The 16,128-nt window shown below is 55.1% G+C and carries 15 protein-coding genes; all 15 read left to right on the plus strand.

Going from position 1 to position 16,128, the window contains the following annotated elements; genetic code table 11:
* Positions 1 to 167: 167 nt before the first annotated feature.
* Complete coding sequence (locus tag LX24_RS15165; protein WP_166512059.1) at positions 168 to 977, plus strand: ComF family protein; 810 nt, start codon at positions 168 to 170, stop codon at positions 975 to 977.
* Positions 978 to 1,390: 413 nt separating this feature from the next.
* Positions 1,391 to 1,588 (plus strand): cold shock domain-containing protein, encoded by a 198-nt coding sequence (locus tag LX24_RS10225; RefSeq protein WP_166512060.1) that lies wholly within the window; start codon positions 1,391 to 1,393, stop codon positions 1,586 to 1,588.
* A 150-nt stretch (positions 1,589 to 1,738) separates the two neighbouring features.
* Complete coding sequence (gene hpf, locus LX24_RS10230; RefSeq protein WP_166512061.1) at positions 1,739 to 2,269, plus strand: ribosome hibernation-promoting factor, HPF/YfiA family; 531 nt, start codon at positions 1,739 to 1,741, stop codon at positions 2,267 to 2,269.
* Positions 2,270 to 2,479: 210 nt separating this feature from the next.
* The gene (gene secA / locus LX24_RS10235) at positions 2,480 to 5,104 is read left to right on the plus strand and encodes a preprotein translocase subunit SecA (RefSeq protein WP_166512062.1); all 2,625 of its coding nucleotides are present in this window, start codon (positions 2,480 to 2,482) and stop codon (positions 5,102 to 5,104) included.
* A gap of 56 nt (positions 5,105 to 5,160) precedes the next feature.
* Positions 5,161 to 6,265 (plus strand): peptide chain release factor 2 gene (prfB, locus tag LX24_RS10240; RefSeq protein ID WP_166512063.1). Its coding sequence is split into 2 segments (ribosomal slippage): positions 5,161 to 5,217 and positions 5,219 to 6,265, totalling 1,104 coding nucleotides; the frame shifts between segments, so codons are not numbered across the junction.
* A 42-nt stretch (positions 6,266 to 6,307) separates the two neighbouring features.
* The gene (locus tag LX24_RS10245; protein ID WP_166512064.1) at positions 6,308 to 6,466 is read left to right on the plus strand and encodes a hypothetical protein; all 159 of its coding nucleotides are present in this window, start codon (positions 6,308 to 6,310) and stop codon (positions 6,464 to 6,466) included.
* A gap of 368 nt (positions 6,467 to 6,834) precedes the next feature.
* Positions 6,835 to 7,692, plus strand: a complete 858-nt coding sequence (locus tag LX24_RS10250) for a YitT family protein (RefSeq protein ID WP_166512065.1) — start codon at positions 6,835 to 6,837, stop codon at positions 7,690 to 7,692.
* A 43-nt stretch (positions 7,693 to 7,735) separates the two neighbouring features.
* Positions 7,736 to 8,563: a transketolase gene (locus tag LX24_RS10255; RefSeq protein ID WP_166512066.1), complete on the plus strand. Its 828-nt coding sequence runs from the start codon at positions 7,736 to 7,738 to the stop codon at positions 8,561 to 8,563.
* Between the two features lie 23 nt (positions 8,564 to 8,586).
* Complete coding sequence (locus tag LX24_RS10260; RefSeq protein WP_166512067.1) at positions 8,587 to 9,534, plus strand: transketolase family protein; 948 nt, start codon at positions 8,587 to 8,589, stop codon at positions 9,532 to 9,534.
* A 338-nt stretch (positions 9,535 to 9,872) separates the two neighbouring features.
* Positions 9,873 to 10,559, plus strand: a complete 687-nt coding sequence (ftsE, locus tag LX24_RS10265) for a cell division ATP-binding protein FtsE (protein ID WP_166512068.1) — start codon at positions 9,873 to 9,875, stop codon at positions 10,557 to 10,559.
* Positions 10,549 to 11,436: a permease-like cell division protein FtsX gene (ftsX, locus tag LX24_RS10270; protein WP_166512069.1), complete on the plus strand. Its 888-nt coding sequence runs from the start codon at positions 10,549 to 10,551 to the stop codon at positions 11,434 to 11,436. Before ftsE ends, ftsX begins: the two co-directional genes overlap by 11 nt.
* Positions 11,437 to 11,558: 122 nt before the next feature.
* Positions 11,559 to 12,695 carry a murein hydrolase activator EnvC family protein gene (locus tag LX24_RS10275; RefSeq protein WP_166512070.1) on the plus strand — a complete coding sequence of 379 codons (1,137 nt, stop codon included), beginning with the start codon at positions 11,559 to 11,561 and terminating at the stop codon, positions 12,693 to 12,695.
* A gap of 393 nt (positions 12,696 to 13,088) precedes the next feature.
* Complete coding sequence (locus tag LX24_RS10280) at positions 13,089 to 14,240, plus strand: S41 family peptidase (RefSeq protein ID WP_166512071.1); 1,152 nt, start codon at positions 13,089 to 13,091, stop codon at positions 14,238 to 14,240.
* Positions 14,241 to 14,402: 162 nt separating this feature from the next.
* Positions 14,403 to 15,644: a PDZ domain-containing protein gene (locus tag LX24_RS10285; protein WP_166512072.1), complete on the plus strand. Its 1,242-nt coding sequence runs from the start codon at positions 14,403 to 14,405 to the stop codon at positions 15,642 to 15,644.
* Between the two features lie 169 nt (positions 15,645 to 15,813).
* A complete protein-coding gene (locus LX24_RS10290) occupies positions 15,814 to 16,008 on the plus strand; it encodes a CooT family nickel-binding protein (protein ID WP_166512073.1) in 195 nt (64 codons plus the stop codon).
* Positions 16,009 to 16,128 lie beyond the last annotated feature (120 nt).

Below are 16,128 nucleotides of genomic sequence, written 5' to 3' on the forward strand. Positions count from 1 at the left end.
GCCCGTCTTTATAGGGTTTGCTTGCAAAACAGGCTTTGGTGCCGGGTGTTGAAAAGTTGAAAGTCAAAAGACCTTCAACCTTCAACACCCGGAGCCACGGGCGATGGTCAACGGTGGTGGTTTACAATGCAATCTCCCGGGGAAGGTGATACCTGGTGTGGAGGGATTTGCTGCAAGCCGTAATAGAGTTGATTTACCCCTCGCGCCTGCAATGTCCCCTGTGCGGCGCCCACAGCCCGGAGGAGGCGCTGTGCCATAACTGCCGGCAGCTGCTGGCGGGCTACGCCGTTGAGGCTATTTGTGGCTGCTGCGGTTGTTTCACGGGGGTGCGGGGTGACCCGGAAATAACAGCCCGGGGCCCGGACCGGCGGGGGTGGATGGAGGAGGATGCGCTGTCACCGGGGTTGCCGGCTGGCGAAGGGAACCTGATTTGCCCCGCCTGCCGGGCTGAGCCCCGCCCCTTTGACTTGGCCCGGGCGGTGGCGCCTTACGAGGGACCGGTACGGGAAGCGGTGCACCGGTTGAAATACCGGGGTATGCAGCAGCTGGCCCGGCCTTTGGGCGAGCTGATGGCCTCCGTGGCCCTGCGGGAGGAGGCCTTTGCCCGGACCGGTGTGATATTGCCTGTGCCGCTGCACCAGCACCGCCGGCGCCAGCGGGGTTATAACCAATCCGCGCTCCTGGCCCGGGCCGTGGGGGACTTGCTGCAGGTGCCTGTGTCGGAGCAGGTGCTGGTGAAAACAAAGGAAACACCTTCCCAAACTTCCCTGACCGGCCCCCAAAGACGGCTAAATTTGCAGGATGCCTTTGCCGTCGCAGATTCCGGTCCTGTAAAAGGTAAAATAGTTACGGTTATTGACGATGTTTTTACCACGGGCAGCACTGTTTCCATATTATCCCATCTATTGCGACAATCCGGGGCTGCCGGGGTGCTGGTGCTTACTCTGGCTGGAACGCGGCAAACCGGCAAAAAATGACATGGAAGGGCAACCTATTACTGGTAAATACGACACGCATCCACTTTTATTTTAAACTACCCACAGCTTCCACCCCTTGAAACACGGGTTATTAACAGACTTATTCACATTATCCACAGGTTTGGGGATAAAAACAGGTTTCAACAAAGCGATAATTCGACACGGGCAGGTGCGGTATTCGAAGCGCGGGACGGTAGGCCAAAGGCGGTTTTAGACCGGCATACTATTACCCGCCCGAAGCTTTGCTGCGACCGAAGGTGCCGGTGCGGGGTGTGGTGATAGGTGCCCGCCAAAAGCCCGGCGGCGCCGGGAGGCCAGGCGTGGCAAGTCTTGACAGGGGCAGGTCTATGTGATAACATTACCCTACGTGAGTTTTAACGACCACGGGATTATTTTTTAGGAGGAATGTTTTAGTGTTAGGTAAGGTCAAGTGGTTTAACAAGGACAAGGGTTATGGCTTTATTGAAAGGGAAGACGGCGGCGACGTTTTCGTACACTTCTCTGCCATTCAAGAAGAAGGTTTCAAAACCCTGTTGGAAGGGCAGGATGTGGAATTCGATATAGTTGAGGGTGCCCGTGGTCCGCAAGCTGCCAACGTTGTTAAATTATAAAAACAAGGCCCCGGCTACTGCCGGGGTTTTTATATTTTATGCGGCAATACATAGATAAATCTTTTTTTCGTCATGCTAGGAATTTTGGCAGGATTTATCATGGTTTTCGGGAATAATAATAACATTACTCGCTCGAAAGGAGTTGGGAGCATGAAAGTTTTGGTAAGAGGAAGAAATGTAGATGTAACAGACGCCTTAAAGGATTACGTTGAAAAACGGGTGGGTAAACTGGATAAGTTTTTGGACGGTGCTTACGAGGCCACAGTGATTTTGATGGTGGAAGGCGATTCGCACAAGGTCGAGGTTACGGTGCCCTTCAACGGTATGATACTGCGCGGCGAGGAAGCTACCGGTGATATGTATTCTTCCATTGATTTGATTGTGGACAAACTGGAAAAACAAATCGAAAAATACAAGGGGAAACTGAGCCGCCGCCGGGGTGCCGGTGATGCCAAAATGTATGCGGACCAACCCCGGCCGGTCAGCGATGATGATGAAGAGTTGCAGGTGGTAAAAACCAAGCGTTTTGCCATCAAGCCCATGCCCGTGGATGAAGCGGTGATGCAGATGAATCTGCTGGGCCACAGCTTTTTTGTTTTCTCCAACGCCGAAACCGAGCAGGTTAACGTAGTCTACAAGCGCAAAGACGGCAAGTATGGTCTCATCGAGCCCGAGTTTTAAGGTAGATTTGCCTTAACTGAAAGCCTGGAATCCAAAGGGGCTACAAAAGCGGATTGGCGTTTAAAGCTTAAGCCAGCTTATATGTAAGGTGGACGTTTTGATCTCCCCGGTTGCAGGGGTGGTGCCAATTTGCTAAAATAATAATGTTATGGCGTGTTTTCACGGGAACCGTAAGGTTCCCTTGCTTTTATTTTAGAAAGGTTGATAACCATGTTAAAATTTCTACGCAATTGGTTAGATGATAACTCAAGGGAAATCAAACGACTGCAAAAGACGGTACAGAGGATAAATGAACTGGAAAAGGAGACCAGCGCTTTAACCGACGAGCAACTGCAGGCCAAAACACCGCAGTTCAGGGCGCGGCTGGAGCAGGGTGATTCGCTGGACAATTTATTGCCCGAAGCCTTTGCGGTGGTGCGGGAGGCTTCCCGGCGGGTGCTGGGCATGCGCCATTTTGACGTGCAGCTGCTGGGTGGCATGGTGCTGCACAGCGGTAAAATTGCCGAGATGCGCACCGGTGAAGGTAAAACCCTGGTGGCCACACTGCCGGTGTACCTCAATGCCCTGACGGGCAAAGGGGTGCATGTGGTGACGGTGAACGATTACCTGGCCCGCCGGGACAGCGAGTGGATGGGGCGCGTCTACAAGTTCCTGGGCCTTACGGTGGGGCTGATTGTCCACGGGCTGAGCTGGGATGAGCGCAAGCACTCCTACAATTGCGACGTTGTTTACGGCACCAACAATGAGTTCGGCTTTGACTACCTGCGGGACAATATGGCACTGCGGGCCGAGCAGCTGGTACAGCGGCAGCTGTACTATGCCATTGTGGACGAGGTGGACAGTATCCTCATTGACGAGGCCCGTACCCCTCTGATTATATCGGGACAGGCCGATAAGGCCACAGATCATTATTATACCTTTGCCCGGCTGGTGCCGCGCCTGCACAGGGATACCGATTACACCGTGGATGAAAAGGCGCATACCGTGGTGCTCACCGAAGAGGGTGTGAGCAGGGTGGAGCAGATGTTGGGGATAGAGAATCTCTACGATGACGCCAATATGGAGCTTAACCACCACCTGAACCAGGCGCTGAAGGCCCATGCCTTGATGAAGCGGGACCGGGACTATGTGGTTAAAGACGGTGAAGTGATCATCGTGGATGAGTTCACCGGTCGGATGATGTTCGGGCGCCGTTACAGCGACGGGCTGCACCAGGCCATCGAGGCCAAGGAGGGTGTGCGCATCGAGCGGGAGTCCCAAACCCTGGCCACCATCACCTTCCAGAATTATTTTCGGATGTATGAAAAGCTGGCCGGTATGACAGGTACCGCCGAAACCGAGCAGGAAGAGTTTCGTAAAATTTATAACCTGGATGTGGTGGTGATACCCACCAACAAACCCATGATCCGCCGGGATTTGCCCGACGTGGTGTATAAAACCGAGCAGGCCAAGTTCAAGGCCGTGGTGGAGGAAATTGCCCAAAGGCATGCCACCGGGCAGCCCGTGCTGGTGGGTACCATTTCCATCGAAAAGTCAGAGCTGTTAAGCAGTATGCTGCGCAAGCGGGGTATACCGCACCAGGTGCTCAATGCCAAGTACCACGATAAAGAGGCCGAAATAGTGTCCCAAGCCGGCCGGTATGGGGCTGTAACCATTGCCACCAATATGGCCGGGCGGGGTACTGACATTGTGCTGGGGGGCAACCCCGAATTTTTGGCCCAGGCCGAATTGCGCAGCCATAAGGATTATGATCCCGGTGATCCCGTTGCCGCCGGGAAGATATACCAGCAGCTACTGGAGAAATATAAGCGACAGTGTGACGACGAGCGCCGCCGGGTGGTGGAAGCGGGCGGCCTGCACATTATCGGCACGGAAAGGCATGAAAGCCGCCGCATTGACAACCAGCTGCGGGGCCGTTCGGGGCGCCAGGGCGACCCGGGTTCCAGCCAGTTTTTCAGTTCCCTGGAGGACGATCTGATGCGGCTGTTCGGGTCTGATAATATTGCCGGCATAATGGATAAACTGGGTTTAGAGGAGGATGTGCCCATCGAGCACGGCCTGGTCACCCGTTCCATTGAAAGCGCCCAGAAAAGGGTGGAAAACCGCAACTTCAGCATCCGCAAGCATGTGCTGGAGTACGACGATGTAATGAACCAGCAACGGGAGGTAATTTACCGGCAGCGCATGCAGGTGCTGCTGGAGGAGAGCCTCAAGGACGCGGTGATCCAGATGATTACCGAATCGGTGGGGCGCAGTGTGGATGTGTACGCCCCGGATGGTGTTATTCCCGAGGAGTGGGATTTGGAGGGCTTGTTAACCCATGCCGAGCAGCTTTTCTTGCCCGGTCATCAATTGCAGGTGGATGATCTGGAGGACATGGGCCGGGATGCCCTGAAGGAAATCTTGCTGGAGAAATCACTGGCCGCTTACGAAGCCCGGGAAGCAGAGCTGGGCGCCGAGGTGATGCGGGAGCTGGAACGGATGGTCATGCTGCGCATGGTGGACGAAAAGTGGATGGATCACCTGGACGCCATGGACCAGTTGCGGGAAGGTATCAACCTCCGGGCTTACGGTCAAAAGAATCCCCTGGTGGAATACAAATTTGAGAGTTATCAAATGTTCCAGAATATGGTGGAAAGCATCCAGGACGACGTGGTGCGCTATGTATTCCGGGTGAACGTGGTGCAGGCTCCCCAGCAACAGCGCCGGACCGTGGAAAACAAATACCAAAACGAAACCACACCGCAGCCCGTGCGCCGGGAAGCCAAAATCGGCCGCAATGAGCCCTGTCCCTGCGGCAGCGGTAAAAAATACAAAAAATGCTGCGGCAAATAACTTATAAACGATAATCATCATATAATTTTATCAAGTCCAAAGGAGTTGAGATGTTTTTGTTCAGTGAATTGCGCCGGGAACTGGATCCCTTAAAAAAACGCGTGGAAGATTTGAGGGTTTCCCTTTGACATTGCCGATAAGGAACAAAAAATAGCCGAGCTGGAAAAGGAAATGACCCGGGAGGGGTTCTGGGATGATCAATCCCGGGCCCAGGAAGTAACCCAGGCCGTCACCAATTTAAAGGAACGTATCAGCGCCTTTGGCGAGCTGTACGGAGCCCTGGAAGATCTAGAGGTGCTCATCGACCTGGGTGAAGAGGAGGACGACGGCGATTTGGTACAGGAAGCTACGGAAGCCCTGGCCAATTTGCGCCGGCAAGTGGCCGATATGGAACTGCAGGTGCTGCTCAGCGGGCCTTATGATGCTTCCAACGCCATCGTCTCCATGCACGCCGGGGCCGGGGGCACCGAAGCCCAGGATTGGGTGTCCATGCTGCTGCGCATGTTCACCCGCTGGGCGGAAAACCGCCGTTTTAAAGTTAACATTATCGATATGCTGCCCGGCGACGAAGCGGGCATAAAAAGTGTTACCTTTTCGGTGGCCGGTAAAAATGCCTTTGGCTACCTGCGCTCCGAAAAGGGGGTGCACCGGCTGGTGCGTATTTCTCCCTTTGACGCGGCGGGCAGGCGGCACACCTCCTTTGCCTCGGTGGATGTGCTGCCCGAGGTACAGGACGATATTGACGTGCAGATTGACCCCGAAGATATCAAAATTGACACCTACCGCTCCGGGGGAGCCGGCGGGCAGCATGTAAACAAGACGGATTCGGCGGTGCGTATTACTCACCTGCCCACCGGTATTGTGGTGCAGTGTCAAAATGAACGGTCCCAGATATCCAACCGCAACACGGCCATGAAGCTACTCAAAGCCAGGTTGTTGGATTTGGAAATGCAGAAAAAGGAGGCTGAACTGGCCCAAATGCGCGGTGAGAACAAGGAAATCGCCTGGGGCAGCCAGATTCGTTCCTATGTGTTCCATCCCTATTCGCTGGTCAAGGATCACCGCACCGGGGTGGAGGTGGGCAACGTGGAAGCCGTCATGGACGGCGATATTGATGAGTTTATCAATGCTTACCTGCGGGAGCAGGCCCGCAGCGGGTAGAGTTGAAGAACAAAGGCTTACGGTTGTATGTAGCCGGGCATCGTGAATTCAAGCGGTGCCCGGTATTGTTTTAATTCGCGGATCAAGGTGGACATACCCCGCCCCCGGGACCACCGGGTAACGGTGTCCCACGGTTTTACCGGGATTAAGAAAGAGATCATGGAAATGTTATGGGAAGAAAGCGGGGCGGCCTTAATGTAATCGTAAAACTCCCGGTGCCTTCATGGGGCACCGGGAGTTTTACTTGACGAGGAGGGGATTGGGAGGTTTCATGCCTGGCAAATGATGATTTTTTAATCATTTTCCATCACCTTAAGGCTATTATTGCCCTAAATGGCCCGGGTATGCAATTATTGTTCCTTTTTTCGACAACAAGGAAGGATTTCTGTTAAAAAAACAAGAATATCTATGGATTGTCGGCTGGGCGGCAAGCAAGACCATATGTGCCAATTATTGTATCCGGTTAAACTGCCGGGGCGAGCCGGGGCATTACCGGGTAAGGCGGAATATGATAAAAAAGCCGGGAAAAGCTAACATTAATGTTGTGGCCGACTGCGGGGAGATTATCAATGTCCTGGAAGATATTCACGAAGTTTTTTTGGGTAACGGTGGGGGTGGCCATTACCGCCCTGGGGCTGGATTTGTTTTTGGTGCCCAACAAGATTGCCGCCGGCGGCACCAGTGGTATCGCCACCATATTGCATCATATGACCGGCGTCCCGGTGGGCCTGACCATGCTGGCACTGGACGTACCCCTTTACGCCCTGGGCATATACAGGCTGGGACTGGGTTTCGGCCTGCGGTCGCTGTATGGCTCGGTGAGCCTGGCGCTACTGGTGGACCTGTTCAGTTTGTATGTGCCGGTACCCACCAGGGACCCGCTTTTAGCCGGCCTTTTCGGGGGCGTGCTGGTGGGACTGGGGCTGGGCTTGGTCTTTCGCTTTCGGGGTACCACCGGGGGTACCGATTTGGCCGCGGCCATCCTGCGCACCTACACGGGCATGAATATAGGGATGCTGTTATTTGTCATAGACGGCATGGTGGTGGTGGCGGCGGGTATTGTGTTCCAATCCTGGGAACTGGCCTTATATGCTTTAATTACCATATTTGTTACCACCCGGGTGATCGATATAGTGCAGGAGGGTATCAGTTACGCCAAGGCCTTCTTCATCATTTCCGATCATACCGGAATTATTGCCGACAGGATTTTGCATGATTTGGGCCGGGGTGCCACCGCCTTTACCGGGCGGGGACTGTTCACCGGTAACCACCGGGAGGTGATATTGACCGTGGTGGGCCGCTCCGAGGTTACCCGGCTCAAAGAAATGGTTTACGAAATCGATCCCCGGGCCTTCATTATGGTGGCCGACGTCCGGGAGGTGCTCGGGGAAGGTTTTAAGGAATACGGCAGAGGAAAGGGTATGTAGACTATTATTCTTCGCATTAATGGGTGTGGGAGGTTTTGTAAATATGAGTGGACAAGCGGAAAAACTGGCGCAACTGCGGGGGCGGGCCCGGCAAATCAGGCGCCACATTATTTCCATGGTGGGGGAGGCCGGCTCCGGCCACCCGGGCGGGTCATTATCGGCGGCTGATATAGTGACGGCCCTGTATTTTGATGTTATGCGCGTAGATCCCCAAAAGCCGCAGTGGCCGGAGCGGGACCGTTTTGTGCTGTCCAAGGGACACGCCGCGCCGGTGCTGTATGCCGCCCTGGCCGAGCGGGGTTATTTCCCGGTGGAGGATTTAAAAACGCTGCGTAAGCTGGGCAGCCCGCTCCAGGGGCACCCGGATATGCGTAAAACACCCGGGGTGGAGATGTCCACCGGTTCGCTGGGGCAGGGACTGTCCGCCGCCAACGGCATGGCCCTGGCCGGCAAGCTGGATGGCCTGGATTACCGGGTGTATGTGCTGCTGGGGGACGGTGAAATTGAGGAAGGTCAAATCTGGGAAGCCGCCATGGCGGCCGCCCATTTTAAACTGGACAACGTGATTGCCTTTTTGGATTACAACGGGCTGCAAATTGACGGCCCCGTCGAGGAGGTTATGTCCGCCGAGCCCGTGGCTGATAAGTGGCGTGCCTTTGGCTGGGCGGTGCAGGAAATAGACGGGCATGATATGGAACAAATACTGGCCGCGGTTGCCCAAGCCCGGGAAACCAGGGGTAAACCCAGCTTGATTATCGCCCGGACGGTGAAGGGCAAGGGTGTGTCCTTTATGGAAAACGAGGTGGGCTGGCATGGTGCTGCGCCCAAGCCCGAACAGGTGGAACAAGCGCTGGCTGAACTGGGTGAATAGAGATCTGATAGGAGGTTTTTGCCATGACTAAAAAAATAGCCACCCGGGAGGCATACGGTGCGGCGTTGGTGGAACTGGGCCGAAAAAATCCCGGTGTGGTGGTGCTGGACGCGGACTTATCCAAGTCCACCAAAACCCATGATTTCAATAAAAATTTTCCGGAGCGGTTTTTTAACGTGGGCATTGCCGAGCAAAACATGATGGGTACTGCCGCCGGGCTTGCCGCGGCGGGTAAGATTGCCTTTGCCAGTACCTTTGCCGTGTTTGCCACCGGGCGGGTGTACGACCAGATCAGGAACAGCATTGCCTACCCCCGGCTGAATGTAAAAATCGGGGCCACCCACGCCGGGATCACCGTGGGGGAGGACGGCGCCTCCCACCAGGCGGTGGAGGACATTGCCATGATGCGCTGCCTGCCCAATATGACCGTCTTTGTGCCCGCAGATGCCGTGGAAACCAGGGCGGCGGTGCTGGCGGCGGCGGAAATTGACGGCCCGGTTTACCTGAGATTGGGCCGTTCCGGGGTGCCCGTGCTGCATGACGAGAATAATTTTACCTTTGAGCCCGGGCGGGCCATAACGATGCGCCAGGGGCAAGATGCCGCCATCATTGCCTGCGGCATTATGGTGCATGCCGCCCTGGAGGCGGCGGAGGTGCTGGCCGGCCGGGGGATTTCGGTACAGGTGCTGGATATGCATACCATCAAACCCCTGGATGTGGACGCGGTGGTGGAAGCGGCCCGGGCCACGGGCGCGGTGGTTACCGCCGAGGAGCATACCATCAATGGCGGCCTGGGCGGTGCCGTGGCCGAGGTGCTGGTCGAGAATTACCCGGTGCCCATGCGCCGGGTGGGGGTGCGGGATACCTTCGGTGAATCGGGTAAACCCCGGGAACTGCTGGAAAAATACGGCTTGACCGCGACCGATTTGGTGCGGGCGGTGCAGGAAGTGCTGCAGTGCAAAGGCAAGTAGACGGGTGGGCGGTGCCAATATTTTGTGCTTTTAGCCTGTTAAGTGTCAAACGCGGGTATCAAAAAACAGGCTTGGTGCCAAACAGGCACCCCCTTGTAACCCGGCACCTACCGGCCCGTAATGGAAGAGGCGACGGCTAAAAAGTTTATATGTCATTAACTGGCAAAATACCCTGCGGGGTATTTTGTTTTTCCTTTTTTTGAAGGATTTGCATTGTTTGCCGTCGAAATGCCCTAGGTGAAAAAGGATTTATTACTTCAACTGTCGAAGTAACTGCTGGATACGGGTGATAACTCGACAATCACTGATAAGTATCAGAATTGATCTGAGGTGCTGGTATGATTCAATTGTACAACGTTTCCAAGATATACCCCAACGAAGTTAAAGCCCTCAACGACATTACCTTACACGTAAAAAAAGGTGAATTTGTCTTTTTAGTGGGCCCCAGCGGGGCGGGCAAGTCCACCCTGACCAAATTGATCTGCCGGGAAGAACTGCCCAGCCGCGGGCAGGTTATCGTAAACGGTCGCAGTGTGGTGAGGATGAAAAACCGGGAGGTTCCCTACCTGCGGCGTAAAATTGGCATGGTGTTTCAAGATTTTCGCCTTATCCCCAATAAAACTGTTTTTGAAAACGTGGCCTTCGCCCTGGAGGTAACCGGTGCTTCCCGCAAGGAAATCAGGCGGGTGGTGCCGTCGGTGCTGCGCATGGTGGGTATGGAAAAGAAGGTCAACATGCGGCCCGCCCAGCTTTCGGGCGGCGAGCAGCAGCGTACCGCCGTGGCCCGGGCCATCGTCAACAATCCGGTGCTGATCCTGGCGGATGAGCCCACGGGTAACCTGGATCCGGATAATTCCTGGGAGTTGATGAAACTTTTTATGGATATCAACCGCCGGGGTACCACCATTTTAATGGCCACCCATGCCCGGGACATCGTGGACGACATGAAGAAACGGGTGGTGCAGCTGGAAAACGGCACGATAGTCCGGGACGAGGAAGGTGGGGTATACGGCCATGATGTTTAACACCATTATGTATTATTTCCGCGAGGCCGCCACATCCTTGATACGCAACAGTTGGCTGTCCATTGCCTCGGTAGGTACCATCATTATATCGCTGCTTATTCTGGGCAGTTCACTGCTGCTGGTGCTTAATGTGCGGCAGGTGGCCTCCGATGTGGAGTCCAGCCTGGAAATCACTGTTTTCCTGGAAGAGGGTTTGGAGCAGGATCGGCTGGATGAAATGGAGGAGGAAATTAAATTTGTGCCCGGGGTGGCCCAGGTGAAGTTTGTCACCAAGGAGCAGGCCCTGGAGGATTTAAAGGAGAGCTTCGGTGACAGGGCCGAGCTGCTCAGCGGGCTGGAGGAGGACAATCCCCTGCCCAACTCATACGTGGTGAAAACCCGGGAGGCGGCCCAGGTGCCTGCGGCGGCCCGGCAACTGGAGGAATTGGAGGGCGTTGAACAGGTGCGCTACGGGCAGGGGGTGGTGGAAAACCTGCTGGCCCTGACCCACTGGGTGCGCATTTGGGGATCCCTGGCCCTGCTGGTGCTGGGTGTGGCGGCGGTACTGCTTATCGCCACCACCATTCGCATGTCGGTTTTTGCCCGGCGGCGGGAGATCGGCATTATGAAGATGCTGGGGGCCACCAACACCTTTGTGCGCATGCCCTTTATGCTGGAGGGGATGATCATCGGGCTCACCGGCGGCCTCATAGCGGCGCTGCTGATAAATTTCGGTTACCTTTCGCTGCTGAACAAGGTAATGTTTTCACTGCCTTTTATTCAACTGGTTGACGATCCCGAAACCATTTACCGGATACTGGGCGGGTTGCTGGGGGCCGGTTTTATAATTGGCGCCCTGGGCAGCGCCATATCGTTGCGGCGTTTTTTGAAGGTTTAGTAAAAAAACCTTAAGAAGCCGGTTAACCGGCGACCCCGGCGTTAGCCGGGGGTTGGGCCGGGAGTATATTTGGAGCATATGTGTTGCTTTAAAAAATCTTTGACGAATGGAGGAACCAAGGGGTGCGTTCGGGAGGTAACAAGGGCTGGAAAAAAAGATTAACGGCTATGACCCTGGCCGCCACCATGCTGCTGGGATACGGTACGGCATACGGGGCCAGTCTGGAACAGCTGTTGCAGCAGACCAGGCAAAAGATTAATCAAACCAAGCAGCAGCAGCAGGAGAAAAAGGCGGAGATACGGGACTACTCCAGCCAGGCGGCGGCACTGGATCAGGAAATTGCCCAAAAAAACCGGGAAATAAGTAGTTTGCGGCAGCAGCTTGATGCTGCCATGGCCAGGCTGGCCCAGAATGAAAGGGAAATAGACCGGGCCGAGGAGAAGCTTGCGGAAAGCACCGAGGAACTGCACAAACGGGTTCGGGGTATGTACATGAACGGTAACGTGCAGTACGTTGAAGTGTTGCTGGCTTCCACCAGTTTCGGCGAGTTTTTGAATCGTTACGAATTGCTTAAGCGGGTGGTTGACCGGGATGTAAGCGTGATTAAAGAGGTGGAAGTGCGCAAGCAGGAACTGGAGAGCAAGCGCCAGGCACTGGCCCGGCAGAAGGAAAATATAGCCGCCCTGTTGCGGCAGCAGGAGGCGGCCCGCCAGGAACTGGCCTCCAGAAGCGCGGAAAAAAGGCAGATGCTGGCCAACGCCCAGCGGGATTTCACCAAATACCAGGCTGAAGTGGACCGGTTGGAGCGGGAAGAGGAAGAAATCATCCGGCGTATCAGCATCCAAAACGCGGGACAGCAGCCCGCAGCCACAGGGGCTTACCTCTGGCCGGTGCCCGGGTATACATCCATTTCATCTCCCTATGGTTACCGGGTGCACCCTATATTAAAGACCCGGCGGTTACATACAGGTATTGATATACCGGCTCCTTCGGGTACCACTGTGGTGGCCGCCCAGAGCGGGCGGGTGATTAATGTAAGCTTTATGAGCGGTTACGGCAATGTGGTAATGATCGACCACGGCGGTGGCATTGTTTCACTTTATGCCCACCTGTCCGCCCAGCTGGTGGGCAGCGGCGCGGTGGTGGAAAAGGGACAAGCTATCGCCAGGGTGGGCAGCACCGGTATGTCCACAGGGCCGCACCTGCATTTTGAAATCAGGGTCAACGGCTCCACAGTCAACCCGAGAAATTACGTATAACACGGTTACCGGCACTGTTTTCCAACCGTGCCACCACCGACCGTGCCGTTACCAACCTGCATAACAATAACCGGTGCCGCCTCCAAGGGGGGTTGCCACCAGCCGGTGCCGGGTGTTGAAAGGTTGAAAGATTTTATCTTTCAACCTTTCAACACCCGGCGCCTGAATTAATGCAGTAACATATGCCGGTACAATAAGGGACAGGCTGTTTCTACAAGATGATATGCTTCCCTGCATAGTTAAAAGGCTTTGATGTTGATGATAGAACCTGTCTACCCCGGGGGGCATTTCCAGAGAAGCGGGCCGTCCCTTTTTAGTTCTTGTAATGCGGCTTGCCTTCATGTAGTATAATATGGTATGTGATTTTATCCGGAAAATGGTAGGTGACCTGAAGTGAACGGATACAGGTATAAAAGCGGCGGCATTCCCCGCTGGATTACCGTGCTGGTACTGGTTTTCTTTGCTTTGTTTGTGCTGGCGGGCAGCATTATAGGCAGTAATTACAAGCAAATAGGTAATTTAATAAAAGTAATTTCCCTGGTGCGTACTCAGTACATTGAACCGGTGGAGACTACCACTTTGGTGGACGGGGCGATGCGGGGTATAGTGGATTCACTGCAGGACCCCTATTCGGTCTACCTGGATGCCCAGACTTTTAAAAGGCTGCGGGAGCAGATCAGCGGCAGCTTTGGTGGTCTGGGCATACTGGTGGGGCTCAACAAAGAGGAACTGCTTACAGTGGTGCGGGTGTATGAGGATACGCCTGCCGCCGGTGAGGGTATGCAGGCCGGTGATATCATCATAGAGATCGATGGCCGGGATGCGCAGGGGTTGGATTTGGATACCGCCATTGGTTTAATGCGCGGCCCGGTGGGAAGTGAAATCAACCTTAGCGTGATCCGGGAAGGAGAGCCCGATCCCCTTGAGTTTACCATTACCAGGCGGGAAATTAGTGTTCCCAGCGTGGAAGGCCGGATACTGCCCCATACCCACATTGGCTATGTGTCTGTAAGCCAGTTTAATGAGAAAACTCCGGATGAAATGTTGCAGGTACTGGCGGACCTGAAGGATCAAGGTATGCGGGGCATTATTTTGGATTTGCGCGACAACCCCGGCGGTGAGCTGACCGCCGCCACCCGGGTGGCGGATAACTTTGTCCCCGAGGGGCCGATAGTGTATATCGATTACCGCACGGGGGCCGAGGATGTCAGGAAAGCCGACGATAATTACCTGGGCCTGCCCCTGGCCGTGCTGGTCAACGGGGCCAGCGCCAGCGCTGCTGAAATACTGGCCGGAGCTGTCAAGGACACCGGGGTGGGGGTTCTGGTGGGTACCCGCACCTTTGGCAAGGGCATTGTACAGACGGTGTTTGCCCTGGATAATAATGCCGGATTAAAGCTAACCACCGCCCGCTACCTGACCCCCAGGAAAAACGATATCCACAAAAAGGGAGTCCAGCCCGATGTGGTGGTGGAAAACCTGCCGGACCGGCCCGGTGACGAGCAGCTGAATAAAGCCATTGAACTGGTGGAGCGGCAGCTCTAATCGCCGGCGGATAAAGGATCAGCCGAACCGGTAAACCTGTACCTCTAAGACCGGTGCTTCTACCTGCGGTGCCGGGTGTTAAAAGGTTGAGAGCCGGCGGTTTAAGGGAATGCAAGAGGCAATGGAAAGCCAGTTTAGAAGGGCCGTTTTGAGGTGAGTTAATTGTTCCCCTTTGGCGATATACTGCCCATGATCATTGTTAATACCGAGCTGATGCTGCGGGAGCCCATCTTTTGGATTGTGGTGGTGCTCATCGGGCTGCAGTACCGGCGCATGAATGACTTGCGGGAAGCCTTTTACGGCATCCCGCTCAAGTTCAACTGGAGCGAGCTGGCCACCGCCCTGGTACTGGGCATGCTGGGCGGCATAGCGGGCAGTATGCTGATGGTGCTCATAGGGGTGACTCTAACCGGCTCGGGTTTGTTCTATATTTGGCCTCTGGCCATTTTGTTGATGCTGGTTGACGCCCGGTTCATATGTTTTGCCTACGCCGGGGGAATACTGGCCCTTTCGTCGCTGCTGTTCGGTTTCCCCCGGGTTAATGTTTCCCAGGTGCTGGCCCTGGTGGCGGTATTGCACATGGTGGAAAGTTTGCTGATTTTTTTCAGCGGGCACCTGGGTGCGGTGCCGGCCTTTTTCCGGGACCGCACCGGCCGGGTGGTGGGCGGGTTTACCCTGCAAAAATTTTGGCCTATACCCATATCGGCCCTGGCATTTATGACCGGAGCCGGGGTGCCCCCGGGCAGTGTGGATATGCCCGGCTGGTGGCCGCTGATCAGTCCCGGGGTGGAGGCGGAAAATATCGTTTATATCCTGATTCCGGTGATGGCGGCGCTGGGTTACGGCGATATGGCCATTACCCGGAACCCGCGGCAAAAGGGCCGGGTATCCGCAGGCTACCTGGCGCTGTACAGCATGGTATTGTTGCTGCTGGCGGTGCTGGCCGACCGTTCTTTGCTACTGGGGATACTGGCCGCTCTGTTCTCGCCCCTGGGCCATGAACTGGTGATTTATATCGGGCGCAAGCTGGAAATGCAGGGGGTCGCCGTTTATGTGCCCCGTTCCGGAGGGCTGGCGCTGCTGGATGTGATCCCCGAGTCACCGGCCTGGCATGCCGGCATGCGTTCGGGGGATTTGCTGGTGGCTGTTAACGGGGTGCCGGTACACAGCCGGGCGGATTTGGCGGCTATGCTATATATAGTGAACCCGCCCATACAGGTGGATTATGTCGATGGCAAAGGGCGGCGCATCCGCCGGGAACTGCTGCCCTATAACAATGAACTTCATCCCCTGGGAATTTTGCCCGTACCCGAGGGTGATGAACAAGCGGCAGTGGTGGACCTGGGTACCGCCGGCCCGCTGGGTCGCTGGTTCTCGGATTTTTGGCGGCGGCTGAGCCAATAAGGATGGTGCAAATTATCCGTTGACATTATCCTTTGCAGGGGGATATAATTTTACTAAACAAGGGAGCCAGGAAGGCTTTCGAAGGGGAACAGCGTAAACAACCACGGAGGTTGACGCCATATGCGTGTAACCAAGGTGGTTTTTGTCTTTTTCAGGGAGGTGAAATAACGTGTGCGAAGCAAACGCGTACCTGCGTCAGGACGGTAAAGAGGAAATCTTCATGGAAATGGTCGACAAGGTGATTCCGGAAGCGGACGGTCTGGTATTGGAGGATATTTTCGGTCGCCGCAAGCAAATCAAAGCCAAAATCGCCGAGCTGGCCCTGGTGGACCACCGCATCATCCTGGAACGGGGTCAGGCTTAAAGTTTGTTAAACTAACTATAATATTGAAATAAAACGATAAGGGTTGATTAACCTTGTTTCCATTGCAAGCCCAAAGCCCGTTGCCAATTGTAACGGACTTTGGGCTTTGTTCTTATTCCG

The organism is Desulfallas thermosapovorans DSM 6562 (genome assembly GCF_008124625.1).
Classification (GTDB): Bacteria; Bacillota; Desulfotomaculia; order Desulfotomaculales; family Desulfallaceae; genus Sporotomaculum; species Sporotomaculum thermosapovorans.